The 26,972-nt window shown below is 61.1% G+C and carries 28 protein-coding genes and 4 tRNA genes; 1 reads left to right on the top strand and 31 read right to left on the bottom strand.

The annotated features are described in order from the left end of the window. Nucleotides 1–201: 201 nt before the first annotated feature. The 4 genes from DXD39_RS07235 to serS form a co-directional block, all read right to left on the bottom strand. Nucleotides 202–278, bottom strand: a tRNA-Arg gene (locus DXD39_RS07235). Between the two features lie 354 nt (nt 279–632). After that, nucleotides 633–709 (bottom strand) — tRNA-Arg (locus tag DXD39_RS07230). A gap of 77 nt (nt 710–786) precedes the next feature. Beyond that, entirely contained in the window at nt 787–1,164 is a 378-nt protein-coding gene (locus DXD39_RS07225; RefSeq protein ID WP_117655501.1) for a hypothetical protein, read from the bottom strand. 171 nt (nt 1,165–1,335) lie between these two features. Next, nucleotides 1,336–2,619, bottom strand: a complete 1,284-nt coding sequence (gene serS, locus DXD39_RS07220; protein WP_040359108.1) for a serine--tRNA ligase — start codon at nt 2,617–2,619, stop codon at nt 1,336–1,338. A gap of 111 nt (nt 2,620–2,730) precedes the next feature. On the opposite strand from serS, the gene DXD39_RS10245 reads away from it, so the two are divergent. After that, nucleotides 2,731–2,904 (top strand): DUF6724 family protein, encoded by a 174-nt coding sequence (locus tag DXD39_RS10245; protein ID WP_168170424.1) that lies wholly within the window; start codon nt 2,731–2,733, stop codon nt 2,902–2,904. 157 nt (nt 2,905–3,061) lie between these two features. Here the strand turns inward: DXD39_RS10245 and proC are convergent, their stop codons facing one another. The 27 genes from proC to DXD39_RS10175 all read right to left on the bottom strand — a co-directional run bounded on the left by proC (nt 3,062) and on the right by DXD39_RS10175 (nt 26,922). Further along, nucleotides 3,062–3,832, bottom strand: coding sequence for a pyrroline-5-carboxylate reductase (proC, locus tag DXD39_RS07215; protein WP_117628982.1), 771 nt, complete (start codon nt 3,830–3,832; stop codon nt 3,062–3,064). 73 nt (nt 3,833–3,905) lie between these two features. Beyond that, nucleotides 3,906–4,376, bottom strand: a complete 471-nt coding sequence (rlmH, locus tag DXD39_RS07210; RefSeq protein ID WP_089572673.1) for a 23S rRNA (pseudouridine(1915)-N(3))-methyltransferase RlmH — start codon at nt 4,374–4,376, stop codon at nt 3,906–3,908. A 6-nt stretch (nt 4,377–4,382) separates the two neighbouring features. Then, nucleotides 4,383–5,321 carry an SPFH domain-containing protein gene (locus DXD39_RS07205; RefSeq protein WP_117628983.1) on the bottom strand — a complete coding sequence of 313 codons (939 nt, stop codon included), beginning with the start codon at nt 5,319–5,321 and terminating at the stop codon, nt 4,383–4,385. A 288-nt stretch (nt 5,322–5,609) separates the two neighbouring features. Further along, nucleotides 5,610–5,696: transfer RNA gene (locus tag DXD39_RS07200), tRNA-Leu, on the bottom strand. 43 nt (nt 5,697–5,739) lie between these two features. Then, entirely contained in the window at nt 5,740–6,657 is a 918-nt protein-coding gene (locus DXD39_RS07195; RefSeq protein ID WP_117803624.1) for a TatD family hydrolase, read from the bottom strand. Beyond that, nucleotides 6,647–7,507, bottom strand: a complete 861-nt coding sequence (gene rsmA, locus DXD39_RS07190) for a 16S rRNA (adenine(1518)-N(6)/adenine(1519)-N(6))-dimethyltransferase RsmA (protein ID WP_055250524.1) — start codon at nt 7,505–7,507, stop codon at nt 6,647–6,649. Before rsmA ends, DXD39_RS07195 begins: the two co-directional genes overlap by 11 nt. A gap of 110 nt (nt 7,508–7,617) precedes the next feature. After that, entirely contained in the window at nt 7,618–9,219 is a 1,602-nt protein-coding gene (metG, locus tag DXD39_RS07185) for a methionine--tRNA ligase (protein ID WP_117803623.1), read from the bottom strand. A gap of 69 nt (nt 9,220–9,288) precedes the next feature. Next, the gene (gene rsmI, locus DXD39_RS07180) at nt 9,289–10,167 is read right to left on the bottom strand and encodes a 16S rRNA (cytidine(1402)-2'-O)-methyltransferase (protein WP_117803622.1); all 879 of its coding nucleotides are present in this window, start codon (nt 10,165–10,167) and stop codon (nt 9,289–9,291) included. Nucleotides 10,168–10,173: 6 nt separating this feature from the next. Next, nucleotides 10,174–11,235, bottom strand: coding sequence for a glycoside hydrolase family 5 protein (locus DXD39_RS07175; protein ID WP_117803621.1), 1,062 nt, complete (start codon nt 11,233–11,235; stop codon nt 10,174–10,176). Nucleotides 11,236–11,644: 409 nt separating this feature from the next. Continuing rightward, nucleotides 11,645–11,717, bottom strand: a tRNA-Phe gene (locus DXD39_RS07170). A gap of 135 nt (nt 11,718–11,852) precedes the next feature. Next, nucleotides 11,853–12,137: a ribbon-helix-helix domain-containing protein gene (locus DXD39_RS07165; RefSeq protein WP_035137167.1), complete on the bottom strand. Its 285-nt coding sequence runs from the start codon at nt 12,135–12,137 to the stop codon at nt 11,853–11,855. Beyond that, a complete protein-coding gene (locus DXD39_RS07160) occupies nt 12,137–12,403 on the bottom strand; it encodes a hypothetical protein (RefSeq protein ID WP_117736226.1) in 267 nt (88 codons plus the stop codon). The genes DXD39_RS07165 and DXD39_RS07160 overlap by 1 nt, the downstream gene beginning before the upstream one ends. 58 nt (nt 12,404–12,461) lie before the next feature. Beyond that, nucleotides 12,462–12,842, bottom strand: a complete 381-nt coding sequence (locus DXD39_RS07155) for a DUF192 domain-containing protein (protein WP_117803620.1) — start codon at nt 12,840–12,842, stop codon at nt 12,462–12,464. Next, on the bottom strand, nt 12,818–13,294 hold the full coding sequence (locus DXD39_RS07150; RefSeq protein WP_117759589.1) for a TadE/TadG family type IV pilus assembly protein: 477 nt from the start codon (nt 13,292–13,294) through the stop codon (nt 12,818–12,820). Before DXD39_RS07150 ends, DXD39_RS07155 begins: the two co-directional genes overlap by 25 nt. Then, a complete protein-coding gene (locus tag DXD39_RS07145; protein WP_117803619.1) occupies nt 13,294–15,354 on the bottom strand; it encodes a hypothetical protein in 2,061 nt (686 codons plus the stop codon). Before DXD39_RS07145 ends, DXD39_RS07150 begins: the two co-directional genes overlap by 1 nt. A 64-nt stretch (nt 15,355–15,418) precedes the next feature. Next, nucleotides 15,419–15,955: a TadE/TadG family type IV pilus assembly protein gene (locus tag DXD39_RS07140; protein WP_089572690.1), complete on the bottom strand. Its 537-nt coding sequence runs from the start codon at nt 15,953–15,955 to the stop codon at nt 15,419–15,421. Continuing rightward, nucleotides 15,891–16,109: a hypothetical protein gene (locus tag DXD39_RS10100; RefSeq protein ID WP_006235089.1), complete on the bottom strand. Its 219-nt coding sequence runs from the start codon at nt 16,107–16,109 to the stop codon at nt 15,891–15,893. Before DXD39_RS10100 ends, DXD39_RS07140 begins: the two co-directional genes overlap by 65 nt. Before the next feature lies 1 nt (nt 16,110). Beyond that, complete coding sequence (locus DXD39_RS07135) at nt 16,111–16,674, bottom strand: hypothetical protein (RefSeq protein WP_124785843.1); 564 nt, start codon at nt 16,672–16,674, stop codon at nt 16,111–16,113. After that, entirely contained in the window at nt 16,638–16,871 is a 234-nt protein-coding gene (locus DXD39_RS07130) for a hypothetical protein (RefSeq protein WP_089572694.1), read from the bottom strand. The genes DXD39_RS07135 and DXD39_RS07130 overlap by 37 nt, the downstream gene beginning before the upstream one ends. 10 nt (nt 16,872–16,881) lie before the next feature. Beyond that, nucleotides 16,882–17,523 (bottom strand): type II secretion system F family protein, encoded by a 642-nt coding sequence (locus DXD39_RS07125; protein ID WP_117803618.1) that lies wholly within the window; start codon nt 17,521–17,523, stop codon nt 16,882–16,884. Continuing rightward, nucleotides 17,520–18,446, bottom strand: coding sequence for a type II secretion system F family protein (locus DXD39_RS07120; RefSeq protein ID WP_117637388.1), 927 nt, complete (start codon nt 18,444–18,446; stop codon nt 17,520–17,522). The genes DXD39_RS07125 and DXD39_RS07120 overlap by 4 nt, the downstream gene beginning before the upstream one ends. Then, a complete protein-coding gene (locus DXD39_RS07115; RefSeq protein ID WP_006235095.1) occupies nt 18,419–19,747 on the bottom strand; it encodes a CpaF family protein in 1,329 nt (442 codons plus the stop codon). Before DXD39_RS07115 ends, DXD39_RS07120 begins: the two co-directional genes overlap by 28 nt. Beyond that, nucleotides 19,744–21,393 (bottom strand): P-loop NTPase, encoded by a 1,650-nt coding sequence (locus DXD39_RS07110; RefSeq protein ID WP_117803617.1) that lies wholly within the window; start codon nt 21,391–21,393, stop codon nt 19,744–19,746. Before DXD39_RS07110 ends, DXD39_RS07115 begins: the two co-directional genes overlap by 4 nt. Next, the gene (gene cpaB, locus DXD39_RS07105) at nt 21,393–22,052 is read right to left on the bottom strand and encodes a Flp pilus assembly protein CpaB (RefSeq protein ID WP_233540904.1); all 660 of its coding nucleotides are present in this window, start codon (nt 22,050–22,052) and stop codon (nt 21,393–21,395) included. Before cpaB ends, DXD39_RS07110 begins: the two co-directional genes overlap by 1 nt. Nucleotides 22,053–22,304: 252 nt before the next feature. Continuing rightward, nucleotides 22,305–23,258: a ribosome small subunit-dependent GTPase A gene (gene rsgA / locus DXD39_RS07100; RefSeq protein ID WP_199572156.1), complete on the bottom strand. Its 954-nt coding sequence runs from the start codon at nt 23,256–23,258 to the stop codon at nt 22,305–22,307. Nucleotides 23,259–23,872: 614 nt separating this feature from the next. Then, entirely contained in the window at nt 23,873–26,554 is a 2,682-nt protein-coding gene (locus DXD39_RS07095; RefSeq protein ID WP_117803616.1) for a cation-translocating P-type ATPase, read from the bottom strand. A gap of 140 nt (nt 26,555–26,694) precedes the next feature. Further along, the gene (locus tag DXD39_RS10175) at nt 26,695–26,922 is read right to left on the bottom strand and encodes a hypothetical protein (RefSeq protein ID WP_147348100.1); all 228 of its coding nucleotides are present in this window, start codon (nt 26,920–26,922) and stop codon (nt 26,695–26,697) included. Nucleotides 26,923–26,972: the final 50 nt, after the last annotated feature.

Here is a 26,972-nt window from a genome sequence, read left to right as displayed (position 1 = left end):
TTAAAGCCAATTGGTGCGGCGTATAGGATTCCGCGCATCCGCTGCGCGGATCCGCACCGGCTTCGCCCGCCTGCCGGCGGACTCGCCCGCTCGCTAAAAACGCTTCGCGTTTTCTTAACGCTCGCGCCTCGAACGAGGATCGAATCTCCGCAATGCCCCCGTAAAGGAAAAGCCCCCGTTGCCGGGAGCTTTAATCTCAAATGGTGCGGCGTATAGGATTCGAACCTATGACGTTCTGATTCGTAGTCAGACCCTCTATCCAGCTGAGGTAACGCCGCAACGCACGGATTATTATGCACGTGACCCCTCGATGGGTCAAGCGACAATTTGGAAAAATTTTACGAAGTGATGATTAAGACGCCCGCGCCTCGACCGAGGTTCGAATCCATGCGGCGACTGCCTAAAAGAAAAGCCCCCGTTGCCGGAGGCTTTCAATTTCAATTGGTGCGGCGTATAGGATTCCGCGCATCCGCTGCGCGGATCCGCACCGGCTTCGCCCGCCTGCCGGCGCGCTCGCCCGCGGGCTAAAACGCTCCGCGTTTTCTTGACGCCCGCGCCTCGACCGAGGTTCGAATCCATGCGGTGTTGCCATAAAAGAAAAGCCCCCGTTGCCGGAGGCTTTGAATTTCAATTGGTGCGGCGTATAGGATTCGAACCTATGACGTTCTGATTCGTAGTCAGACCCTCTATCCAGCTGAGGTAACGCCGCAGCGCAAAACATATAAAACCACTTTAGCTTATTGGAGTCAAGCACAATCTCAAACTTTTTTGTGGAACGCAGTTTTGTCATGCTGCTCCGCATATACCGTCGTTCCCCGTACGATCGATTGGCTTTTCGATCACGCCAAACTTAGCATCAAGTTCCCTCAGGAGCGATCTCACCCGCTGGGCACAATCATAATCGGCAAACGAGATACTCAACATGCGAGCAACCTGATTAGATGTCTGGACCCCATAGAAATGCTCTAGGGCCACAAGCCCCTCGTGCGCCACAAACGTCTCAACCACATGAGGCGACTCCTCGTAGCACCATTGCGTCAACGGCCCCTCGCTCGTCTGTCGAACCACCAGGCCACCCATGCCAGACGGCTCACACGTCACAAGCAGGTACTCCCCGCCCTCGTCGCTCTCAAACAAAACCACCCGATCATCAAACAGCTCCATCGCGTCCCCTTTCTCTCGCTCTTATTTAGCAAAAGCATAGCAGGTAGATGGCTGTATACAGAACAGTTGTTCGTGTGTTTTCTATTGAGCTGTCCGCACAGCATGGTATGGCCGTACACAAAAAGGGCACCCCAAAAAGGAGTGCCCTAGCAAATCGCTTATGCAGCCAATCTACGCGACCGGCTCGATCTTCTCGAGGCCGCCCATGTAGGGACGCAGAACCTCGGGGATCGTGATGGTGCCGTCAGCGTTCTGGTAGTTCTCCAGAATGGCTGCCATGGTACGGCCAGCCGGCAGACCGGAACCGTTGAGGGTGTGCAGATAGCGCGAACCCTTGAAGTTCTCGGGGTCGCGATACTTGATGTTGGCGCGACGGGCCTGGAAGTCACCGCAGTTGGAGCAGGAGCTGATCTCCTTGTAGGCGTTGTAGCTCGGCAGCCAGACCTCGACGTCGTAGGTCTGACGGGCAGAGAAGCCCAAGTCGCCGGTGCACAGGCTAATCACGCGATACGGAAGGCCCAGCTGCTGCAGCAGGTACTCGGCCTCGGCGGTCATGCTCTCGAGCTCCTCGTCGGACTCCTCCGGCTTGGCAAACTTTACCATCTCGACCTTGTCGAACTCGTGCTGGCGAATGATGCCGCGGGTATCGCGACCAGCGGAGCCGGCCTCCTCGCGGAAGCAGGGGGTGAAGGCGGTGTAGCGGCGCGGCAGGGTATCGGCGTCGAGGACCTCACCGGCGTGCAGGTTGGTGAGCACGACCTCGGCGGTGGGGATCAGGAAGTTGTCGCCCGAGACGTGATAGGCGTCGTCCTCGAACTTGGGCAGCTGGCCCGTGCCGAACATGGTCTGACGCTTGACGACGATGGGCGGCCACCACTCCTTAAAACCACGGCTGGTGTGCGTATCGAGGAAGAAGTTGATGAGGGCGCGCTCAAGACGGGCGCCGGCGCCACCGAGAACGGTGAAGCGGCTGCCGGAGAGCTTGTTGCCGCGCTCGAAGTCAAGGATGTCGAGGTCGGTGCCCAGATCCCAGTGCGGCTTAAAGTCGAAGTCGAACTCGCGCGGGGTGCCCCAACGACGGCGCTCGATGTTCTCGTCCTCGTCCTTGCCGTACGGCGTGGCCTCGCAAGGAATGTTGGGCAGGTGAGCCATGAAGTCGTACTGCTCCTGCTCGAGAGCAGTGCGGCGCTCGGCCAGACCGTCAATCTTCTCGTTGACGGCGCGCACGGCCTCCTTGGCGGCCTCGGCCTCGTCCTTCTTGCCCTCCTTCATCAGGGCGCCGATCTTCTTGGACTCGGCGTTGCGCGTAGCTTGAAGTTCCTCGACCTCGGTGATGACGGCACGACGCTCGTCGTCGAGCTCAAAGAACTTCTCGCGATCCCAAGACGTCTGGCGGTTAGCCATGGCGACATCGATGGCATCGGGGTTCTCGCGAACAAACTTGATATCAAGCATTAGATCCTCCGGCGATATACATTCCATTTAGGTTGCAACCTTGTACATGTATGGGCAAGTATATACTTATGAGCGTTTACGACCCAACTCAACTACGCAAGAAGGCACCCAATGGACGCAGTTTTTTCCTTTTTGTTTGGCACCCGCACCGGTTTTGCCATCCTTTTCGCCGGCGGCATCCTGCTGTTTGCGATTATTGCCTTTGTAATGGAGAAGCGCACCCATAAGATGTATGTCGACCGCGGCCCCAAGTCCGAGGACGAAGAAGACAGCTTCTGGGACTAACCTGCCAAAAAGGGACAGGTTTATTTTGGTCGGTTTTATCTGGGCAAACGCAAGTGCCCCGCAACTGGAATTGAGCCAGTTGCGGGGCACTTTTCGCTAAAAGGACAAAACCGCAGGAAAAACCTGCCAAAATAAACTGTCCCTTTTTTGGTCGGTTTTACTGGAGGGTTGCGTCGATTGCCTTGACCAGGGCGCTGCGCATGCCAGCGTCCTCGAGCGCAACGACGCCCTTGATGGTGGCACCGCCGGGCGAGCACACGGCATCCTTCATCGCTGCGGGATGCTGACCGGTTGCGAGCTGCAGCTTTGCCGTACCCAGCACCATCTGGCTCACAATGCGATAGGCATCAGCGCGCGGGATACCGTGCTTGACCGCTGCATCGCCCAGGGCCTCGATTGCCATAGCGACAAATGCCGGAGCGCAACCACCCACCGTGCCGCCCACGAACAGCAGGCTCGTATCGAGCTCGACCACCGCACCGAGCTTGCCAAGCAAATCAAGCACCACTGCGCTCTGCTCATCACTAAGCGTGGAAGCCTTCTCGCAAGCGATGACGCCCTCGCCCACCGAAACCGGCGTGTTGGGCACCGTCGAGATATGCGCGACGCCCGGCAGGACCTGCTCCCACTTGGCACTGTCCCAGGTCCAGGCAACCGACAGAACGACCTTTTTGGCAAGAGCATCCTTGAGCGGGGCGAATACCTTCTCGATCATGTACGGCTTGACCGCAGCGACCACGATATCGGATGCGGCGACAACCTCGGCGGCATCGTGGCAAGCGGCCATCCCGCGCGCCTCACAGCGCTCAACCAGTGCGTCGTAGCGACCCGCACAGGCGCACATGTCGCTCGCAGCTACACCGGCAGCGATCCAGCCATCGGCCATAGCGCTCGCCATATTGCCAAAACCGACAAATCCAATCTTCATATCACATAGTCCTTTCAGACACATTCCTCAAAACGAAAGCTATTGTCCCACGCCATTGTTTCGTATTGCTGACCTATTTGTGATACGGCTCGCCGCGGCTGATCTTGCAGGCGCGGTAGATCTGCTCCAGCAGCACCACGCGCGCCAAGTTATGCGGCAAGGTAATACGTCCAAAGCTGAGCATCTCGTCGGCTCGTGCGCGCACGTCATCGCTCACGCCGTCCGATCCGCCAATTACAAAGGCGATGTCGCTGTTACCACGTAGCATAAGATCATCGAGCCGCGCCGAAAGTTCCTCGCTCGAGCGCTCTTTGCCCTCAATGGCCAGCAAGATCACATGTGCTCGAGGCGGCAGGGCTGTAAGAATCGCCGCCCCCTCCTTGTCGCGCGCGACATCCACGCCGCCCGCCTTAGCCGGGTCGATATCGGCCACCTCGCGGATATCCACCTTGGCATAGGCACCTAGGCGCTTGGTGTACTCAGCGCACGCGTCCTTCCAAAAGCGCTCCTTGAGCTTACCGACGCAAACGACGGTGTATTTCACGCGCGCCTACTCCTTCGAATCGTTTTGAACTTTGCCGGCGGCCAGCATCTGCTCGAACATCGAGGCCGACTGCGAAAAGTCGCTCGGCAGCACGACCGTCGAGGTTTTACCCGTGCGAGCGAACTCCGTCATCATCTCAGACCACTGCGTAAACATGAACAGTTGGTTGGCCTCGTCATTGCCGACACCCGTCTCCTGGATGATCTCGAGCGAATCTTTGATACCCAGTGCGATGGCCTTGCGCTGGTTGGCGATGCCCTCGCCCGCCTTTTCCATTGCCTCGGCCTCGGCGGTCGCCTCGGTGACGCGCTTGATGCGGTCTGCCTCGGCGAGCTCCTGTGCCGCAGCGCGCTTGCGCTGGGCGGCGTTGATGTCGTTCATGGAGTTCTCAACCTCGGTCGGCAGTGCGATTTTGGTGATGAGCGTCGACACGAGGGTGAAGCCGTAGGCGGCCATCTGCTCGGAAACGGTAGCGTTGACATCCTTGGCGATGTCATCCTTCTTGGCAAAGACCTCATCGAGTGTGTAGACAGGAATCGAAGAGCGCAGGGCGTCGGTGATGAAGTCACGCATCTGGTCGACGGGCTCCTGCAGCATGTAGTAGCTCTTGTAGATGCCCGAATCTGCCGGGCCGGCGCCCATGTCGTAGCTCACGTGGTACTGAGCGGAGACCTCAAGGCCGATGGTCACGTTGTCCTGGGTCTTAACGTCGATGCCAAAACCGTTTTTCATGGTGCGCAGGCTCACCGTGGCGGCCTTGCGGTCGATCACGGGCACCTTCACGTGGAAGCCCGCGTTGACGATACGATTGAACTTACCCAAGCGCTCGATGATCACAGCGTGCTGCTGCTCAACGACGTAGCAGGCGTTGGGAAACAACAGCAGCAGGATGATGATGGGAATCAAAAGGCTCGTAAGGGCAGCGATGATACCGGAAAACAGCATGGTCTCTCCTCTGATAGGCACACGTTGCCATTAGGATACCCGTCCAAGGAGATCGTGCATAACAAAAAAGCTCCCATTGCTGGGAGCTCTTTCAATCCATGGTGCGAGCGAAAGGACGTCCGCGTATCCGCTTCGCGGATCCGCACCGGCTTCGCCCGCCTGCCGGCGGACTCGCCAGCTCGCTAAAAACGCTCCGCGTTTTCTTGACGCTCGCTCCTTCGCAGGTTAAAGTCCCCGCGATGGGCCTATAACAAAAAAGCTCCCATTGCTGGGAGCTCTTTCAATCAATGGTGCGGGCGAAAGGACTTGAACCTTCATGGGGTTGCCCCCATACGGACCTGAACCGTACGCGTCTGCCAATTCCGCCACGCCCGCGTGCAGGAATTAGAATAACGGAGCGCCACCGCGAACGCAAGAACTATTTTTGAAAAAGTTTGCAGGCATTTTCCCAGGCGGCTCGAGCGATTGCTTCGGCGTCCTCACCGGTACGATCGACGCGGTCGTTGACCAGCGCGTTTGCCGTGATGGAAATCATTGCAGGCTCGCACTCAAGATCGCGAATGGGCTCCGGCGCCATATACGGGCAATCCGTCTCGAACAAAATTCGATCGAGTGGGGTTGCCGCAAATGCCTCGCGCACGTCGTCGTTGCGCTTAAAGGTGGCCGCACCACCATAGGCGATATAGCAGCCCAGCTCCACAAAGCGCTCCATCGTGGCGCGGTCCTCGCCAAAACAGTGCAGCACACAACCGGCCTGGGGCACGCCCACCTCACGAAGCACGTTGTACGCATCCATATGCGAGGTGCGCTCCCCATCCGAGTCCTCGTGCCGCAGGTGCAACTCCACCGGCACATTGCAGCGCACGGCGACTTCGAGCTGACGTGCCATGCAATCAATCTGCACGCTGTGGGGCGCCGGCGCGATATCGTCGTCATAGTCCATGTGGTAGTCCAGACCGATTTCGCCAATACCGGCGCATAAGGGATCATCAAGCGCGGCAACGACCTGTGCGTGAACGTCGTCGGTATAGTCCGGCGCGCCATACGGATGCACGCCGGCAAGATACTTGATCTGCGGGATATCCCGTATCGGCAGAATCTCGCGCGTCAGCCAGTCGCTATAGTCCGTCACGCTGCGCTTGTCGGCAATGGGATCGAAGACCGTCACCAACAGGTCGATGCCTGCCGCCTTGGCACGCACGAGTGTCTCGGGCACATCCTTGCCCCAGAACGAAAGCAGATGCGCATGTGTGTCGGCAAGCGGTGCCAAGGGCACGGGACAAGCAACCGTCTTCTTTTTCTTGGTAAACGTCACGCGTTCGGCATTAAGCGTCATGGGAAAGCTCCCGAGCCAGGCACACAAAGTCGGCGACGCCGAGCGTCTCGGCGCGCGTGGTGGGTGCGATACCGCAAGCCTCAAAGGCGGCATCGAGCACGTCCTTGGCAAAGCCGTTGGCGCTCATGGAATTGCGGATGGTCTTGCGACGCTGAGCAAATGCAGCGTCAATCACACGGGCCACAAATTCGCGATCGAGTCCTTCGGGCACCACACCGTCAACACGGTCGATACGCACGACGGCCGAGTCCACGTGTGGCGCCGGCATAAAGCAACGCGGCGGCACCTCAAAGCGACCCGTTACCTGCGCATACAGGCCAAGCTTTGCCGTATAGCCGCCATAGGTCTTGTTGCCCGGCACTGCGGCAATGCGATCGGCAACCTCCTTTTGCACCATGACGACGGCGCGCTTGAGCGCCGGCATTGTCTGGAAAAATTGCAAAATGATCGTCGCCGCCACGTTATAGGGCAAGTTCGCGACAAATACCGTCGGCTCACCGCCCGCAGCCTGCTCAATCTGCTCCGGGCCCACCTTGAGCGCATCGCCCATGATAAAGCGGAAGTTGGCATAGTCGGCGGCGTGGGCATCGAGCACCGGCTCAAGCTCGGGATCGGCCTCAATGGACGTAACGCACGCCGCTTCCTGCAGCAACGCAAGTGTCAAAGTACCGCAACCCGGACCCACCTCGAGTACGCGCTCGTCACCTGCAAGCTCGGCAAGCTCGCAGATACGCTCGATCACATGATTGTCGATTAGAAAGTTCTGGCCCAGGCGATGCTTGGTCGCAAGGCCAAACTCCTCCAGCAGCTCCCTGGTGGCCGTGGGGTTTGCCAAAGGCGAAGTTGTCATAGTTGCCTCCTTAGCATGATGGCGGCGTCTTGAAACGAAAGGGCATGGACCGTTGCGGCCATGCCCTTACATCTAAACAGCAAATTGCCGATATGGCGCTCGCGCGGTCTCTACGCCAGACGCGGGAACAGCGGATCGCCCTTCTCGACGGGCTGACCACCAGCAAGCAGGCCCCAAGCGCAAATGCCCTTGAGGTCGTCGGTCGCGGCCTCGTTCTCGCAGGACAGGCGGCGCAGGGCCTCGGCAGAGGTCTGAGGCATGAGCGGCATCAGCAGGTGGGCGGCGATGCGGATGGCCTCGAGCAGGTTGTAGATCACAAATGCCAGCTCGTCAGCTTTGGCCTCGTCCTTGGCAAGCGCCCAGGGCTCGGAGTCCTCGATGTAGTGGTTGGCGGCATGGATGAGCTCCATAACCTCATCCTTGGCTCCACCGTAATCGAGCACGTCCATCTTGGCCATGTAGCGCTCGACCAAACCGTCGGCAATCTTTGCCAGCGGGTTATCGAACGCGTCGGCAGACGCCGGTTTAGCCGGGGCGCAGCCGTCAAAGTACTTTGCGCTCATGTTGAGCGAGCGCGAGATGAGGTTCCCCCAGCTGTTGGCCAGATCGGCGTTGTAGACCTGCTCCATACGATCGAAGCTGATGGCGCCGTCGGTGCCGGGGACCACGTCGGTCATAAAGTAATAGCGGTAGCCCTCGACGCCCAGCATGTCGATAACATCCTGCGGAGCGATGGCGTTGCCGCGGCTCTTGGACATCTTCTCGGCCTTGCCGGTCTCGGCATTGCGCACGGTCAGGAAGCCGTGGGCAAAGACGTGCTCGGGCAGGGCCTCGCCGATGGCCATGAGCATGGCGGGCCAAATGACGCAGTGGAAGCGGATGATGTCCTTACCCACGATGTGGAACTGCGCGGGCCAGCGATAGGCCAGCTCGGCACGGGCCTCGTCGGTGTCGACACCGTAGCCGACGGCTGTCATATAGTTGAGCAGCGCATCGAACCACACGTAGGTCACGTGACCCTCGTCAAACGGGACCTGAATGCCCCAGTCAAAGCTCGTACGGCTCACGGAAAGGTCGTTAAGGCCGCCCTCGACAAAGCTGCGAACCTCGTTCATGCGGAACGCAGGCTCGACAAAGTCGGGGTGCTCGTCATAGAGCTTGAGCAGCTTGTCCTGGAAGGCGGAAAGCTTAAAGAAGTAGGACTCCTCCTGCACGCGCTCAAGCGGACGGTGGCAGTCGGGGCACAGGTGCTGGCCGACGCTGCCGTACTCCTCGTCGCCCTTCTGGACCTGCGTATCGGTGAAGTAGGTCTCGTCAGGCACGCAATACCAACCGTCGTAGCTGCCCTTATACAGGTAGCCGGACTCCTTCATGCGCTCCCACAGGTACTGCACGGCATGATGCTGGCGCGGCTCGGTGGTGCGGATGAAGTCATCATTGGAAATCTCGAGCTTGCTCCAAAGCTCCTTGAAGTGCGGAGCCTGGCTGTCGGTCCACTCCTGCGGCGTCATGCCATGCTTGGCTGCGGCCTCGGCGACCTTCTCGCCGTGCTCGTCCATGCCGGTCAGGAACTTGACGTTATAGCCGGCGGAACGGCGATAGCGAGCCTGAACGTCGGCGATGATGGTGGAATAAGCCGTGCCCAGGTGTGGATCGGCGTTGACGTAGTAGATGGGCGTCGTGATAAAGAACGAAGGCTTGCTTTGATCCATGGGGTTTGTCCTCCAGAAAAACGTTGCATACAGAGGATGATTCTAGCGCAAGGGCTGGATATCCTCCATCTATTGCATATCGAGCACCATGGCATAGACATCGCGCTTGCGGCGCGAATACTTCTGAGACAGGCGCTTGGCCACCGCAGACGCGGGCTCCCCCTCCTCGAGCGCGGCGCGGATATCCTCGCGCAGGGCCTCGTCGGGATCCGCTGCCGCGGCGCCAACCGGCACGATACCGGCCTCCTCATCCTCGCTCGGCGGCGCGATGACCAGCGCAATCTCGCCCTTTACCTCGCCGCGAGCACGCAGCTCCTCGGCAAGCTGGGCAGCGGACCCGCGCAAGACCTCCTCGTGCAGCTTGGTGAGTTCGCGGCAGACGGCAACCTCACGCTGGGGAAAGACCTCCGCCACGGCCTCGAGCGTCGCCACGATGCGATGTGGAGACTCGTAGAAGATGAGTGCGCCGGGCACCACGGCAAGGCGCTGCAGTCGGCGCACGCGGTCGCCGTGCTTGCGACCCAAAAAGCCTTCGAAGAAGAAATGCTCGCAGGGAATGCCGGACGAGACGAGCGCCGTGACGCAAGCGGAGGGCCCGGGGATAACTTCGACGGGCACATCGGCCTCACGTGCCGCCTCGACCAGCGCCTGGCCGGGATCGGACACACTCGGCATGCCGGCGTCCGAGGCAAAGGCGAGGGTCTCCCCCGCCAGCAGACGGTCGACCAGGCCGGCGGCGCGACTGGCGATCACATTCTCGTCGCAACGGACAAGCGGCTTGGAAATGCCCAGGTGCATCAGCAGCTTCGACGTCACACGCGTGTCTTCGCAGCAAATGGCATCGGCGGCGGCAAAGGCCTCGCCAACGCGCGGGGACAGGTCGCCCAGGTTGCCGATGGGCGTGCCGACCACATAGAGTTTGCCCGTATGGGCGCTGTTTTGCGTCATATCAACCTATTCAATCATGCCGCGCTCGAGCGTGCCGAGCGCCGCGCGGGCGTCCCACGCTGCAATGCGCTTCTCGGTCTTCCACGTTTGGAAGAACCAACCGGCAGCCGGCGCAAACGAAGCCAGCTGGTTGGCGATAAACACGCGCTCGTAGGCATTGCGCCCCTCGGGCGTAACCGACGAGTTGGCAAAGATCGCCGCACCCGACCATTCGCCCACCAGCACGGGGAACCCAGTCGAGATCGCTTCTTTAAGCTCGCGCTTGTTACGCGAAATCGCCGTCGTCAGCCCGCGGGGGCTCGTGATGTCGAGCGCATACTCGTCGCGGTAATGGTACAGATGAAGGTCCATGTAGACGTTCTTGTACTTGGCACCGCGCATAAAGTGCTTCCACTCGCCAGGGTGTCCCGAAGAGGAAAAGACGACAATCTTGTCCTCGGGCATATACGAACGAACGAGCTCGTACGCGTCACGATAGAAGTTGCGCAGGTAGTGCGCCGGAATGCCGTCCGTCACAGTAAAGAGGCTCTTGCGTACACTCATCTGCGGCGTATCCAACAGCTCGATGCCCAGCAGGCTCTCGGCCTCACCATAGCGATCGGCCAGGCGCTCGAGCACATCGAGCGCAACGTGACGGCCATTGGTGGACGAATGCCACTCAGCGACGACTTCCGGCGTCGTGGGTGAATCGTTGGAATCGCCCTGACCGCCGGGTACAGTCGCCAGATCGAGCAGTACGCGGATGTTGTACTTGGCGGCCCACTCAATAGCACGGTCGATATAATCGACGACCGAGATGTAGGAAGCGTCGGACTCCTGCGAGCCAAAGGCATACCACGGCACCGGCAGGCGCACGGCGTTGAGACCGATCTGCGCCATACGACGAAAATCGTCCTCGCTCACAAACGTCTCGTAATGGCGACGCATGCGCTCGTTATAGGCAGCGGTGCCCATTGCCTCTTGCAGCTCCGCCGCGTTGGATGCACCGGTCGCCGCATACAGCGACGGGGTCACCCAGGGCTCGGGAATAAACCAGCCAGAGAGATTAACGCCGAGAATCCTCTCCATCACTGCCCCCTTCGAATCGCGCAGGTCGAACCTGCATCGTATTGCATAGGAAAAGTATCGTTTTGAGTATACCCGCGCGTGCGGACAGGCGACCGAACGGTCTACAAAGTGGCGCAAAAGTGGGAGGAATGTCCGGGCAAGCGGAACCCGAGATGCACACGCCAAGATGCACACGCGCGCCGGAAAGCTCATCCCGTTTTTCCGCTCAATAATGGGATGCATTTTCCGCTGGCAGACCCAACCGGAAAGCTCGACCCACAATCCAGCGTCATTCCGGGTCGCACTTTCCCAAGCGGCTTCAAAGCGGAAAACGCATCCCGCTCTGAAGCCAAATTCCGGGATGCAGTTTCCGCAGGAGCCCTCGGTAAAAGAAAAGGACCCCTTTGCAGAGGTCCTAGTCAATTCAAGGTGGCGGGGAAGGGAATCGAACCCCTGACACGAGGATTTTCAGTCCTCTGCTCTACCAACTGAGCTACCCAGCCATTTGAGGTGTGCCTTGTTTCAAGGCTTGATTAGTATAACCAAGGACACGCTCCGGTCAACCGAGAATTTTAAAAAAGTTTTTGCGCGCGACATCGGCCACGACCTCGATCCTATAGAACGGCACGTCAGAAGCATCAACCGGCCGCAAGTAGTTTTTCGCTCAGAGCCGCACGGGCAAACTCACTTGGCGTCATCCCCTCGGCAGCCGCCCGTCGACGAATGGCCTCCTTCATTCCCAGAGGAATCTTGACCGACAGCGTTGCCGTCCCCTCACCTGAGAGTGGGGGCCGTCCATGCACGATCCCACCAACGGTGTGTTCGCCATCCGGAAACTCTCCGCGCTCGTACGACTCGCACCACGCGTCAATCATTTCATCCGTTACAACCTGACCATTAGCGGCCGTATACGTCTTGCCCATCATCGACCCCTTTGCCGAGCCTGTTCAATCTCCTGCCAAAATTTCTTCTGGACTGGAGACAAGGCATGAATGATAAGCCACCCACGGACAAGCTCGACCGCGACAAGCTCCACGCTTCGTCCGTCTGGGAGCCATCCAATCGCAAGCCATCTCGGCGGCTCGTCCTTCGACTCGCGACGAATGCACTCAGTAACCGCAAGCCAAGCGCTAAGCACCTGCTTTTCCGTCAGGTGCTTTTTAGCGTTGGGATGGATCTCAACATCCATGCATCTTCTCCTCCATCTTACCCAATTTCGTATGACGAAAGTCCGCTGTCGCCAATTCTTAAGCCGGCACGCGTTGGAGAGCAGGGATCGAAACAATGATTGAAGGACGCTCTAGTACGGCCCAGGCGCCGGGGCAGGAGCACGTGCGCCAAGGACGAACGCTTTCGTAGCGCGCGAGGATATTGCCGTCGCGATCGATGAAGGCGATGTCGATGGGATAGGCCATAAAACACGTATGGACCGAAGAGCAGCGTGGAAACGCCATGACGAGCGGCAGACCGTTGGCGGCAACCGGACACCGTCCCAGCATGCCGCGCAGGCGCACGGCAAACGACTCCGCCACCGCAAACTCGGCCGGCGTCCAACCCAGCCTGTTGAGCGCCCGCGCGTACGCGATGTAGGACGAGACCGCGGTCACATGACCACCCCCGGACGCCATGGATCGACCGTCACCGCGCGCTCGTGCGACAACGTTGTCGGCGCCCCCAGCGTAACGCCAGCGATGCTGAGAGAAGTCGGCCACGGCTCATAGTGCATGGTGCAGGTGTAGGTCCTAAACGTACCGGATAGGGAGAGCAGGCCACCATCCGATGCCTCCGCGCCTTGCTCGCTCGACACTTCGATCTGCAAGCCATAGCCTTCCATGGCATTCAGAATTTGAGTCTGAACCGTCGCCGAGGCATCGGCAGAGCTTTCGTCGCCCTCCCCCTCCGACGCCACGGCGTGCGCCAACACGATGTCGGGCACCACGCGGTCGAAGCGCGCGACAGCGCTGGCAAAGATCATGACGTTGTACACGATGAGTGCCAACACCAGCAAAACGGGCGTAACCACTGCCATCTCCACCGTCGCTTGGGCGCGCTCCTCGCGCAGACGCATGCGGATACTCATTACGACCCACCGCCCAGAGCGCCAACCAGCGTGGCGACATCGACGGTGAGCGGGATGGAGCCGCCGCCGGGCAGAGGAATCTCCGCAAGCGTGAACACCGTGCCGCTAATGGTGCGTTCGACTTGATATTCCAACGCCTCGCAAAGCGCCTTGGGATCGGTCACGCCCAACGGAATACTTCGCAGCTTGTCTTGCGCTTGAGAGAAACCAGCAATGTCAGACCCCGGACTCTTAATGACGTTGGCGGAATCGGTCAGCACCGGCTTTCGCAGGCGCAAGTCGCACGGCTCCAGACCCAACGCCGCCACGGACGCCGAAACGGTATCGCCGAGCCACGATGCGATGGAGCCCAACGCGCCGCTGCCCCCTCCTAGGCCTTTAATCATCTCGTCCATAAGTTCGTCGGCCGAACCTTGGATGTCTCCGTATCCCACAAGCAGCCGTCCCCAGACATCCATGACGCCATCGAGTACGCCGGCAACGCCACCCGAGCGTTCCTTCAATGTCGAGAAAAATCGCGAAAGCACGTTGTTTTGCGCCGTCGCCCCATCGGGCGCCAGCACCGCGGCAGAGATGGCACCGCGATCGCCAAGCCTGACTGCCGTGTTAAACGAAGAGTTGAGCTCATCGGGGCTCGAGATGGCACCCGAAACCGCAAAGGCAACCACGCCGTTGCGACCGGGCGGAGCGATACGCGGACGCTCACCGGAAAGTTCTTTGATGGCGGTATCGAACGCATTGCCCGCACGGTCGGCTTCGTCCTCGGTCTGACGCTCGAGCTCGAGCTCCTTGTTGCGACAGTCGACGTAGTCCTCCAGGGCGTCTTTAAACTTGTCAAAGTGATACTCGAAGCCGTTTTCGATAGAGGTTGAAGGCGCCGCAACAGCACCAAGCGACAAAACGCCAAAATGGCATTTGCTGCATTTATCCTGTCCATCGTAATCGGCAACCGAAGCAAATCCGCTCGGCGTCCCTTTCTTATAGTTGGGGCAGGTCGTCCCGTAATGCAGATACGCCTTGTCATCGTTTACGCTAGTCGGCCACACCGCATCGGTATAGAGTTCCGTCGCCCGAACCTCATCAGAGTTGCGCGGCAGCAGCGGAATATAGGAGGAAACCCTGTCTCCGTTCTCGGTTATATATGCCCGATCGACCTCCGCGTTCGCATAGGTATAAAACGCCTTACGCGCCGCAGACTCTGCCTTCATCTCGACACTCGAGCCCTGGGGCTTCTCATTTGTCAGACGCCAATGGTAGTAGTCCTTCGCGCGATCAAGGGCAACTTGAGGCTCCCACGTAACGCTCGATGAGTAATGCGGATTTTGAACACCGGAAAGATCCGTTAGGCTTTTTGCGCGCTCCCACATACAAGAACAGCTGCCGACCGAGCCCTTGTCAGACCCACCACAATCCGCCAGCCAAGCGCGCTCCTTTGCCTTCGCCGTCTCCTCCGAGGCCTTCCGCAGCTCCTCGGCCGCACGCTCTAAATCATCTGATGTGTCTTTAATGGTATCGGTCGAGATCTCTGACCCTTTGAGCGCAGCAAAGTCCGACTCGGATGTCCTGGGCACGGCAAGCGCCGTACCGGTATAGGTCACACTATCGGTATCCTGCGCCGACACCGCCTGCGTGGCACGCGCGGCGATCAGATACGGCAGAGCCGTCTCGATTTTCTGTAAGCCTTCCGATGCGCTTTTGGCAAACTTGTTGCGCGTTTTAATGATCTCGATCCCGGTGTCGACCATATTGCCGGCAACCGGCTCGGCACCCGGGATGAGGATGGCGACCAGGCCCGTCCCGATCGTGGCAAACCCCGCCAGCCCCAGACTCAAGATACTCGCATCAACCACCGTGGCAGCCGTGTGATAGGACGACACTACGTTGGCACCCGCCAGCGCGCCGCTATCGGCCGCCACCTGGGTGTCCCCGGCACGCGACATGCTCCATATCGCCGCGGTCGACGAAAACAACAATGTGAGCACCACTAGGATGACCACGGCAGAAGAAAGCGTGGTATAGGCGCCGTCTTCGATAAACAGATCGACACCGGCTCGACCCATAAAGCCGCCTCGCTTGCAATGGCAGCTCGGACGGCGCGTCAAAACGCGTCTAGACCAGAAACGCTTAATCCCATGTAGCAATCCACGAATCATAATCTCCCTCCAGCCATTCGGGACGCGATTGATACGAGACATCGACCTTGAGCTCAACGTAGCCGCCCTCGGCGGCACCACCCATAGCCTGCGCAAACGCACCGATCACGGGCAACGGCTTGACCTCGCCGGAAACGGACACGGACGAGACGCCACCCGCACCGGCCCGGCCAAGCTCGATATCCCACGACAGCGGCCCGCCGGCATGAAAGATCGAAACGTTGGGCACTGCGGCAAGCCGGCGGCGGGTGAACTCCTTAAGATCGTCGTCCTCCGCCGTCGTCGTGGTCATGAGCCGCGCGGTCTCGGCGGCGGCAGACTCCATGACCGCGCGCGTATAGAGCAGGCACACCGGCTGCAGTGCGAGAAGGATGAGCGTCAGAAACGTCGGCAGCAAAAAAGCGGCCTCGACCGTAGACTGCGCCCGGTCCTCGCACGCGATATCAATACAACGCGATGTCCTTAGCGCCCGCAGCGGCGTCGATAACCGACATCGAGGCAACGCCATGGGATGCCGCCCGCTCGACCAGCGCCGCCAAGCGCCCATCGGTGCCAGCACGCCAAAGTCCCGCAATCGCCAGCACGATCGATAACAGCGCCACCGTGACGATGGCGTATTCCACAGTCGCTTGGGCAACCTCTTCACGCAGAACGCCATGCATTTCACGATCCCTCCTTTGAGTTTATTGTTTGCGGGACCAGGCGCACGGCGCGCAGACGACACGAAGCATCGCCAGTATCCGCGGCAACCGTCACCATATCGACCCAGCCGCGTCCGTCGCGCACGATAGCGCCCCACACGTTGCCCTTGATATCGAGATAGCCGCTCAGAGCAAGTTGTGCCGTGGGTACCTCGCGATAGGCACGCAGCATATCCGCTGCCGCTTCGGTCATCGGTCGGTCCTCGGACCATGCAAGCCGGACCGCAATCGCGTTGCCCTCAGGCGAATCCGTCGCAGTGCCAGACCGCTTGTCGAGCGCCCGCAGAAAGGTTTGCGCCGTGACAGCGACATCCGAATCGTCCGCATCTCGCATCTCATCTTTTTGAGACGCCACCGCCGAATCTGAGCCCAAATCGGAGGCGGTCCCAGGACGCTGCTGCCGCGCGGCGTTAAGCCCCCAAAGCACCACCGCTATCGCCACGGTCAGGCAAGCAAACACCAGCAGCACCCCGATGGGGCGCTCGCCCTCTACAGGCTGTTGATGCCCTCGCTGATAGCGTTCCATAGATCTTGGACCTTGCCCTTAAATGCGACGATGGCGATAATCGCGATCACCACGAGCACGCCGACCAAGATGGCATACTCGGTGGTACCCTGTGCACTCTCCTCCTGCAATAGTTCCTTGGCGCGCTGACGAACATGTGCCGCCCGGCAAAACGCCCAGCCCTGGACCTTGCCAGCAGCGTCAGTCATCGTGTTCATGTATTCCTCCCTACATCATCCCGCCTGTTCCCAGCAGCGGGCCCAATATGGACAGAAGCAACGCCGGCAAGATGAGCGTGCCGGTGGGAATCAGCAGCTTGACGGGTGCACGCTCGATCTCGCGCTCGACCGCGGCGCGATGAGCCGCACGGATCTCGCGACTTTGAGCGGCCAGCGTCTCGGCAAGTGGGGCACCCAGGGCGAGCGCCTGCCCCACCGTGATGGCAAAGGTCTCGAGCGCTCGCACGTCCAGGTCGCGCGCGGCGGCCAACAACTCGTCCTCACGCGTGCCCACGCCCACCTGCCACGCCATACAGGCGCGTTCAAGGCGAAGAGCCAGCACTGACCGGCGGTTGGCGCAGAAAATCTCAAGCGCCGCATCAAACGAAAGACCGGCCGAAAGACCCAAGCGCACAACATCGATCATCTCGGACACTTCGCCGAGCGACACTCGCGCCGGGCCGCCCGCTCCAACCGCGCCCTTCACTCGCGCGGTCAGAGCATCGACCACCGAGCGACCCGCGGCAGCGACCAGCACCGCCTCGCGCTTGCAGGCCCCTGCGACCTTGCGTGCATCCGCCCGATCCAACCCCGTCGCGACAAATACGCTCAGGGCGCACAGGCAAGCCGCAACTGCAACCGGGGCGCTCATAGCTCCACCCGCATAATGCGCCGGATAACCACCAGGGCAACGGCGTTGAGGGCAAGACCCAGCACCACAGCGCCCGCGCCGGCAGGCGTCGCAAGACCGCGACGAAAATCTGCCGAAAGCAGCGCCAACACCGCGCACATGCCCGCCGGCATCGCCGCGACCATATGCGCAGACATGCGAGCCTGCGACGTCTTAACATCCAGGCGGCGCTTGAGCTCAATGCGCTCCCCCACCATGCTCGACGCCTCGGACAGTAAGTCGGCAAGCGGAGCGCCGGTGCGCTGAGACACCTTAAGCGCCAAGGTCACAAGCGAAAGACCGGGGGCGTCGATACGCACGAGCAAGTCATCGAGCGCGTCGGTCGCCGAGATGCCGCAATCGATCGCCGCCGCCACCCGCAAAAACTCGTTATGCACTGGCTCTTGCGCATGAGCGCCCACAAAGCGCATGCCCTGGGCCAGCGAATGTCCCGAGGCAAGCGACATGGAAAGTGCGGTAAACGCCTCGGGCATTGCCTCTTCTGCATCGTGTTGCTCGCGCCGGCTCTCAAAGCCATCCCGAGCGGCACCAACGGCAAACGGAGCAACAAGTCCCAAGGCAAATCCGAGGGGCGATAACGACACCATCGTTAGTAAAACGCAGCAGACACCGCTCGATAGCAGCAGAAACGCCAAACATCCCGAAGCATCCTCGATCACGAGGCCAAGGCGATGCGCCGGAGCCAGCGATGCCCACGAACGGGCGATCTTTTTCAGCAGATCGTTTTCCACCAGCTCACGCGGCAGCTTCTCTGCCACCGTCTCGAGCGCCTGACGTGCCAGCTCCGCCGGCGGTACCTGCGGCACACGAGGTTCCGCCCCGCACGCCGTCGCGACAGAAAGCCCTGCCAAGCCCCCTACGACGAGGGGCACAGCGATCTCCATTCGTCCACCTCCTCTTGTGTGAGCGTCCCCGACCGCAGGCCTTCTGCGATAAACGGCGGCTCGCGGTCAAGCGTCCAGGTGCGCTCGGCGGCATCGAACGTCACATAGCGCTCGAGCTCTACGCCGCCCGATGCGGCGCGTCGCACCCCCGAATACGAGGAGACGAAGCGCCTGCCATCGGCGTGGCGCTCGGACATCACGATACCGTCGAGCGCCATGGCAATCTGCTCCTCGATGAGCTCACTCGGCAGGTCGATGCCATAACGTGCAAGCAACGTCAGACGCACCACGGTCTCCTGTTCTGAACCCGCATGAAGTGTGGTGAGCGACCCGTCGTGGCCCGTGTTCATGGCCTGCAACATGTCGCAGCACTCGGCACCGCGCACCTCGCCCACCACGATGCGGTCGGGGCGCATGCGCAGGGCATTAGTTACCAGGTCGCGGATCGTCACCGCGCCTTCACCCTCAATTGAAGCCTCGCGCGCCTCTAGGCGCACCACGTGCGGATGATGCGCAAACTTGAGCTCGGCAGAGTCCTCGATCGTCACGATGCGCTCGCCGGTGGAAATCTCACATGACAACGCGTTGAGCAGGGTGGTCTTACCAGATCCCGTGCCTCCCGCAACCGCCAGGTCCTGTCGCAGCGACACCGCGCACGACAGCAGCTGCGCATACCAAAGCGGCAGCGACCCCAGCCCCACAAGCTCGTCCAGCGAGCAGATACGGTCCGAGAACTTTCGGATGGTGAGAATCGGTCCGTCAATCGCCACAGGCGGAATCACCGCGTTGACGCGATAGCCCGTTTTGAGGCGGGCGTTGACGATGGGGCTGCGCTCGTCGATACGGCGGCCAAGTGGCGAGATGATGCGGTCGATAAGCACACGGATCTGTTCATCATCCTCAAACGCATGCTCGATGGGGTACAAAACGCCGCCGCGTTCAAAGAAAGCCGAGCGGCAGCCGTTGATCATGATCTCGGTAACGGTGTCGTCCTCGATGAGCGGCTGCAACGGCCCCAAGCCCACCACGTCATCCAAAATCTCGTCGATGATGGTTTCGCGCTCGGGCGTCGCGAGATCGGTCGGCTCCTCAACATTGAGCGCCGCCTCCACCGCAGGACGCAATTCCGAGCGGGCAAGTGCCGGGTCGATATAGGCGCTGATACGCGCCACTTCGTCGTAACCCATGCGGTCCATCACGGCGCGCTTGGTGCGTCGTTTCACCGCGCGGCGACGCCCCGCATCTACAGGCGCTGCCGCCGCTGCAGCGCCGGCAGCCTTAATCCTCGTTTGCAGGCTCATCGCTGATCACCCTCGCGCGACCAGGGAAGGCGGATACGCGGGCGTTCGGTACGCGTTGCACGGTCGGCGACCATATCGCTCCAAGGGCCGACGGCGCACCCCAGTTCCACGAGCATCTCGCGCGTGGCCTCGCGCATGCTAGTCGCAAAAGCACTGGTCTGCCCCACCGCCTCGTCAGCGCGCCCAAACGCCATGAGCGCGGCGAGATTCTGCCCGCCATCGGCGATACGAATCTTGGAGCTCAACGCACAGGCAATCTCAAAGCGCATGGCGACGTCCTCGTCTGCCCCGCGCGCACCGAACCGGTTGAACACGGCGCTCATGCGCGTGCGCGGCACACCTACTCGACTTGCCAGTTCGATGACGCGCGACGCCGATGTCGCGGACGACACCGCCGCATCGCCAACGACCAGGCAACGGTCGCTCGCCGCCACCGCAGCCGCCACGGCGTCGCCCCAAAAGACCGAGGTATCGATAAAGACCACGTCGGATTCACGACGCAGAACATCAAGCAGTAGCTCCACCGGACGCGCCATGAGCTCAGCTTGCTCGGGCGCCGCGACGGGACCCCAGAGCGTAACGCCCGGCGCCACGCGCATCGATGTGGCTACGATATCCGGCTCGGTGAGCGTGCCCGCCGCCGACGGCTCGATAAGTGCCGCCATATCGCGCGGAGCATCGACGCCTAACAAGTCGTAAAGGTTTCCAAACATCAGGTCCAGGTCGAGCACGGCGGCACGCAAGCCCAACAGCGACGATGTGTGTGCCATGGTGGCAACGATCGTCGACTTGCCGCAACCGCCCGAACCCGAAATAGCGCAGATGACCGGAGCTCGATGCGGCGGAGCGGCAGCGTCTGCCGGCGGCATCGGAGGCGGCGGGGCGGGCGTCGGTGGCAGCGCCCCCGTCTCCCCCGCCGCAACCACACGCTGCGTCCAAGCCGGCATGGCAGCTTGTTCGGTCTGCGAGGCAGGCTCGTTCTGCGCAATCTGCTCATGCTGCATTAGCGACAACTCGCCGCACCCGGCAAAGCCCTCAACTTCGTCGAGTTCATCCACCAGATTCACGCCGTGCACGTATCCCATATCTACAGCCGGGGAGTCGCCAGCATGCTGCGCCGGCCCTCCAGCGTCATCGCATACAAGGGGGTTCCGGGGGCGCCGACCATGCTCGGCTTCCGCTTTTCCATAATCATCAACACGCGGGCCTCTTGTAGCGCGAGGCGCCCCGGGTTCCCTATCAACAAAAGCATCGGGCTCAATCGTCATGCGCCGATCGGAATCAACCGCTCCCTCGCCCGCACGCCCGTTGCCGCATATACTGTGCGCAGCGATGACCTCGGTCGCCCCCGCGCGAAACAGCCCCTCGATATCCGACGGATCGAGCGCTTCTATCAACACGACCACGCGACTCACGCGGCCTTCGGCCGTCAGGCGCGCAACAGTCTTGCGCACATCTTCGGTATCAAACAGAGACGCCGCGATGATGGCAGCCCCGCGGCGCGACGGAAACGCCCGCGCCATGGAAACCAGCCCGTCCAGGTCACCCACGCGAAGCACCTGTGCACCCACATCACGGCCCTCGACTTCCCGCTGCAACAGCCCGTAATCGCCGCACGCGCAGCACGCAAGCCAGATCGCCTTCATCACTCGTCGCCTCCGCTCTTTTTGCCGCGCGCCGTGGCGGGAATCGTCAAGCTGACCGTTCCCTTGCCCGAGGCTCCCAGCAGTTCCTTGACGTCTTCGGGGTCAGCCGCCAGCGTCACCCATTCGATCTTGCCCTCGCGCGTGGAACCGGAATCCTCACTGGTATCGATCACGTACGCGCCGCACAGCCGATCGGTTACGCCGTCTTTTTGCACGTACACGTCCACGTAGCTGCCCACGCCCGCAGCACCGCCGACCGAGTGCTCGGCATCGACCGCCACCGAAACGGCGACCTTGCCCTTAGGCACCTCGAGCATGTGGCTCTCGGCCTTGGTGTAGACATTGCAGATCACGGCGTTTTTGGGAATACGCGAAGTCGTCACGTCGCCGCGCACCTGGCGTAGCTCGGTCGCCGCGTCACGCGGCAGCAGACTCGTCAGCCACTCCTGGGTTATGACATTGGTCTCATCGAGGGTCTCACCCACATCGATATCGCGCGCCGCGACGCATACCTCGACGCGATCGCCACCGTACTTGGCCAAGGTCTCAGCCTGGACCTGTTCGGCTTGCGAGCGGATCGACGAGCCGTAAACCATGCAGAGCAGAGCAGCGAGCACGCCCGCGACCAAACTGATGGCGATGCGCTTGCTCTTGTTCACGGCCGCTCCTCTCATGGCAGTGCCGGGCGAATGCCCGTACCACCATTGTCTGGGCGGCCAGAGTGCAAAGCGGCGCAATCGCAATCTTGGTTTTCGATGTCAAACCAATCGCTGACCAAAAGCTGACCAGCCCGTCAAGCTCGTGGCAAGGTTTTGGTCAGCACGTCAGCAAACTGCATGTTTCGAGGCTTTTCCGCAGCAAAAAAGCCGTCTCCCGAACAGTTGGGAGACGGCTGTCATAGATAAATTCAATTACAGATGAACATCGGGATCGAGCATTTGAGCACTCACGCGCATAGATGACGCCAAGTTTTGAAACGTTTCCAGGCGCAGGCTGTCAATCTGCCCGGCATCCTCGGCCTCGCGAACGGCGCAACCCGGCTCATGCGTATGCGTGCAGTCGCCAAACCGGCACGCGCGCGATGCCTCGACAATCTCGGGGAAGGCGCGCGCCAGACCCCGCTCGTGACCCACGAGCGGTAGGCTGCGCAGGCCCGGGGCATCGGCGATCACGCCGGCGTCGCCCGGCAGCGCCACCATCACGCGCGCGACGGTAGTGTGACGGCCCTGATCGTCGCGTTCGCGCACACCGCCGGTCGCCAACGTATCGTGGCCCAGCAGCGCATTGAGTAGCGTCGACTTGCCGGCACCCGACTCGCCTAGAATCATGGCGCAGCTCCCAGCAGGCACGCAGGAACGGACCTCGTCCAGGCCGCGGCCCTCGGCAGAGGACGTCACGATCACGCGCACGTTCGGACCCACCAGGCGGCGCACGCGGTCCAGATCGCGCTCGAGCTCCCCGGCATCGCAGCGGTCAGCCTTGGTGAGCACCACCACCGGTTCGGCATCGCAGTCGAGCGCCAACACCAGCGAGCGCGCCACGCGGTCGAGCAGCACCTCGCCGGCACCGAGCGCCTGCACGATTAGCACGCTATCCACGTTGGAGCAGAGCACCTGGCGCTCTCCGCGGGCACGGCCGCGCCAACGCTCAAAGCTCGTACGGCGCGGCAGCACGCACTCAATCACGCCCATATCGTGCCCGGGAGCGCGGCGCACCGCCACACGATCGCCCACGGCAGGCAGCAGGACCTCGTCCCCACCGCGCGACTTGGCAAATCCCACGGCATGCTCGGCGCGGAAGGTATCGTCGGCAGTCGCCACCAGTGGAAACCCGCGATCCAAGCGCACCACGGCGCCAAGCTGCATCTGCTCGGGCTCCTCGACATGCGCGCAGAAATCATCAAAGGCAGCCTGCTGGGCTTCATCGACCGGCAGGTCATCAAACGCCGGAACGTCCCGCAGCGCGTCGAGTCCCGGCACGCTTGCCAGCAGTTCCTCGGCAGACGCGGGAGCTTCGGTCGCAAGCTTCCGACGACGATCGCGCTTAGCCCGCGCCCCCGTCGTCTTTTTCTTCGCTTTAGCCTTAGCCTTGCCCACAAGCGCCTCCCAGCACCACAAATCACAACTGAGCAGGTATTTTCCCACAAAAAAGAGTCGGTCGAGCAAATGCTCGACCGACTCACACACTTTCCCTCAGCCTTTATCATCCACACGGGAGAAAAGTCAGCAACGTCACCGCAGGGCCCGCCCGCCGAGAGGGGTTTCCAAAGGGCACATCCTTTATTCAAAACGAGCGGCCGAGCAATTGCTCGGCCGCTCACCTTCTTTCCCTCAGCCCTTTTTCATCCGCGCGGGAGAAAAGCCAGTAAGGATACCGTAGGGCCCACCCCGGGAGTGTTTTCTTCTGAGCGATCCCGCAGCGCGAAGCGCGAGGACCAGCGAAGAAGAAAACACGCAGGGGCGGGCCCGGACAGGTTAACTTACTCCTTCTCGACCGCGCGCATGATCGCCTTGTAGATCTCCATCAGCGGGATGATCAGGAAGGCCAGGCCCAGCGCGGCAAGAACGCCCTTGAGCTCAAGCGTCACGGGGCCAAAGAACATCTCGGCAAGCGTCGGCTGCACGGTTACGATCACCGTCAGCACCAGCGCCAGCGCGGCGGAAGCCCACAGCCACTTGTTCTGCTTCTTCATGGTGAACAGCGACGCACGACGGCTGCGCATATTGAAGCAGTGGAAAATCTCAACCATGTTGAGCGTGATGAACGCCATCATCACGCCTTCCTCGTCGGCATTGCCGGCGATCATATCGGCGATATGGATGTAGCCCATGTCAAAGTACACGCCCACAAAGAAGCTCGCCAGCACCAGCACGGTGATGATTAGGCCCTGGACCACACAGTCCAGACCCATATGTCCGGCAAAGACACCGTCCTTGGCGTTGCGCGGCTTGCGCTTCATGATGTCGCCCTCGGCATCCTCCATGCCCAGCGCGAGCGCGGGGAAGCAGTCGGTGACCAGGTTCACCCACAGCAGCTGCACCGGCTGGAAGATGGTAAAGCCGATGAGCGTGGCGATAAACACCGAGAACACCTCGGCAAGGTTGGCCGAAAGCAGGAACTGGATGACCTTGCGGATGTTGTCGTAGATGCGACGGCCCTCTTCGCAGGCACCGATGATGGTGGCAAAGTTATCGTCGGCGAGCACCATGTCGGCGACGTTCTTGGTGACGTCGGTACCAGTAATGCCCATGCCCACGCCGATGTCGGCGCGCTTGATGGACGGGGCGTCGTTGACGCCGTCGCCCGTCATGGCCACGATCTGGTCGCGCGACTTCCAAGCCTCGACGATGCGTGTCTTGTGCTCGGGTTGGACGCGGGCGTACACGCCGTAGTCCTCGATGTGCGCGTCGAGCTCCTCGTCACTCATGCGATCGAGGTCGGCACCGGTGATGGCATGGCTGCGATCGGTGACGATGCCCAGCTGTTTGGCGATGGCCACGGCGGTGTCGATGTGGTCGCCCGTGATCATGACGGTGCGGATACCGGCATCGTGCGCCTCGCGGATGGCGTCGGCGACCTCGGGGCGGACAGGGTCAATCATGCCGGACAGGCCGCAGAAGACCAGGTCGTGCTCGAGCGCAGCGGGGCTGCACTCGCTCGGGACCTCGGTGTAGGTGCGGCTTGCCAGCGCCAGCACGCGCAGAGCCTCGTCGGCCATGGCCTTGTTGGCGGCCACGAGCTCGGCGCGACGCTCCTCGGTCAGCGGGACGACCTTTTCGCCCTCGTAGATATGGGTGCACAGGCCGATCACCACGTCGGGCGCGCCCTTGGTGTACTGCTCGTACTCGCCATCCAGGGTCTCGACGATCACGGACATCATCTTGCGGCCCGAGTCGAACGGGGCCTCGCCCACGCGCGGATGCTCGGCAGTCAGGCCGGTGAGGCCAGCCTTGCCGGCGTCGTTGACGAGCGCGCACTCGGTCGGCTCGCCCACGGCCTCGCCCAGCTCCTCGTCCCACTGAGCATCGGAGCACAGCGCCATGCCGGCCAGGAACTTCTCCTTGGGCGCAGCGAGCTCGTGCTTGACGACGGTCATCTTGTTCTGGGTAAGGGTACCGGTCTTGTCGGAGCAGATGGTCTGTGTGCAGCCAAGGGTCTCGACAGCAGAGAGCTTGCGGATAATCGCCTGGCGCTTGGCCATCTTGGTCACGCCAAGCGAAAGGACGATGGTCACGACGGCAACAAGGCCCTCGGGGATGGCGGCGACGGCGAGCGAGACGGCAACCATAAAGGTGTCGAGCAGGGCAGTCGGATCGGTAAGGACGTTGCCCACGCCGTGGCGGAGGATGTCAACGCCAAAGATGACGACGCAGATGACGATCACCATGATGGTGAGGATGCGGCTGAGCTCGGCGAGCTTCACCTGCAGCGGCGTGAGCTCTTCCTTGGCCTCGGCCAGGGCGCCGGCGATCTTGCCCATCTCGGTGTTCATGCCGGTGCCGACCACGACGGCGCGACCACGGCCGTACACGACGGTGGAGCCCATATAGCACATGTTCTTACGGTCGCCGAGCGGCACGTCGTCGGTGCCAGCGGCGAGCTCGATCACGTTGGCATGCTTCTCGACGGGCACGGACTCGCCGGTGAGCGCGGCCTCTTCGATCTTCATCGTGGCGCTCTCGAGCACGCGGCAGTCGGCCGGGACGGAGTCGCCCGCCTCGAGCATGATCACGTCGCCGGGCACGAGCTCGGCGCTCGGCAGGTGCACGAGCTTGCCGTCGCGTAGCACCTTGGACTGCGCCGCACTCATCTCCTGCAGGGCCTCGAGGGCCTCCTCGCTCTTGGCTTCCTGGACCACGCCCAGCACCGAGTTGACGATAACGACGAACATGATGATGGCAACATCGGCAAAGTCGGGCTCGCCCTTGACCATGCCCGTGAGCGCACTGATGACGGCGGCAACGATCAGCATGATGACCATGGGGTCGGCCATCTGCTCAAAGAAACGCTTCCACAGCGGCGTCTTCTCGGCTTCCTCGAGCTTGTTAGGGCCTGTCTTGGCGAGGCGCGAAGACGCCTCGCCGTTGCTCAGGCCGAGGTTCTCATCGACACCTTGGTCGCTGAGCACCTCCGCCGCGGCGGACAGGTATTCCTTTTGCATATAGAGTCCCCTCCTGGGATTCGGGCCACTCAGCAGATTGATGCCCGATCATAATTCCCAGGAGAAGGGCAAGGGCTCATCAAGGCTGCCGTGCTGAGCGGCAGTTGATAGTGGAGCTATGGTACCCCAAAGCGACGCGTCTAGCCAAAACAATCGGTTTGGAAATATGGTCCGCACGCAACGGTGCAGACCGTGTGATGCTCAACATTGGTAAAACGTTTTTTCTTCGGCACATCGTCAAACTGAAATATCGCCCAGATAGCAGCGGTTAGAGCGGTTGGTAAAGATTTTTCATATACCGTTTTTCTCGCAAAAAATGAACTTCCATTTCGGCATACGGTCGATTTTTTGGGGTATTCGGTCGGCATTTCGTTATAATCATTTCGGTTTTATTTCTTATGGTTTATCTATCAGCGCA

The sequence above is a fragment of the Collinsella sp. TM04-29 genome (genome assembly GCF_003466565.1).
In the GTDB taxonomy this organism is placed as follows: Bacteria; Actinomycetota; Coriobacteriia; order Coriobacteriales; family Coriobacteriaceae; genus Collinsella.
This window is presented reverse-complemented; position numbering and strand designations above follow the sequence as displayed.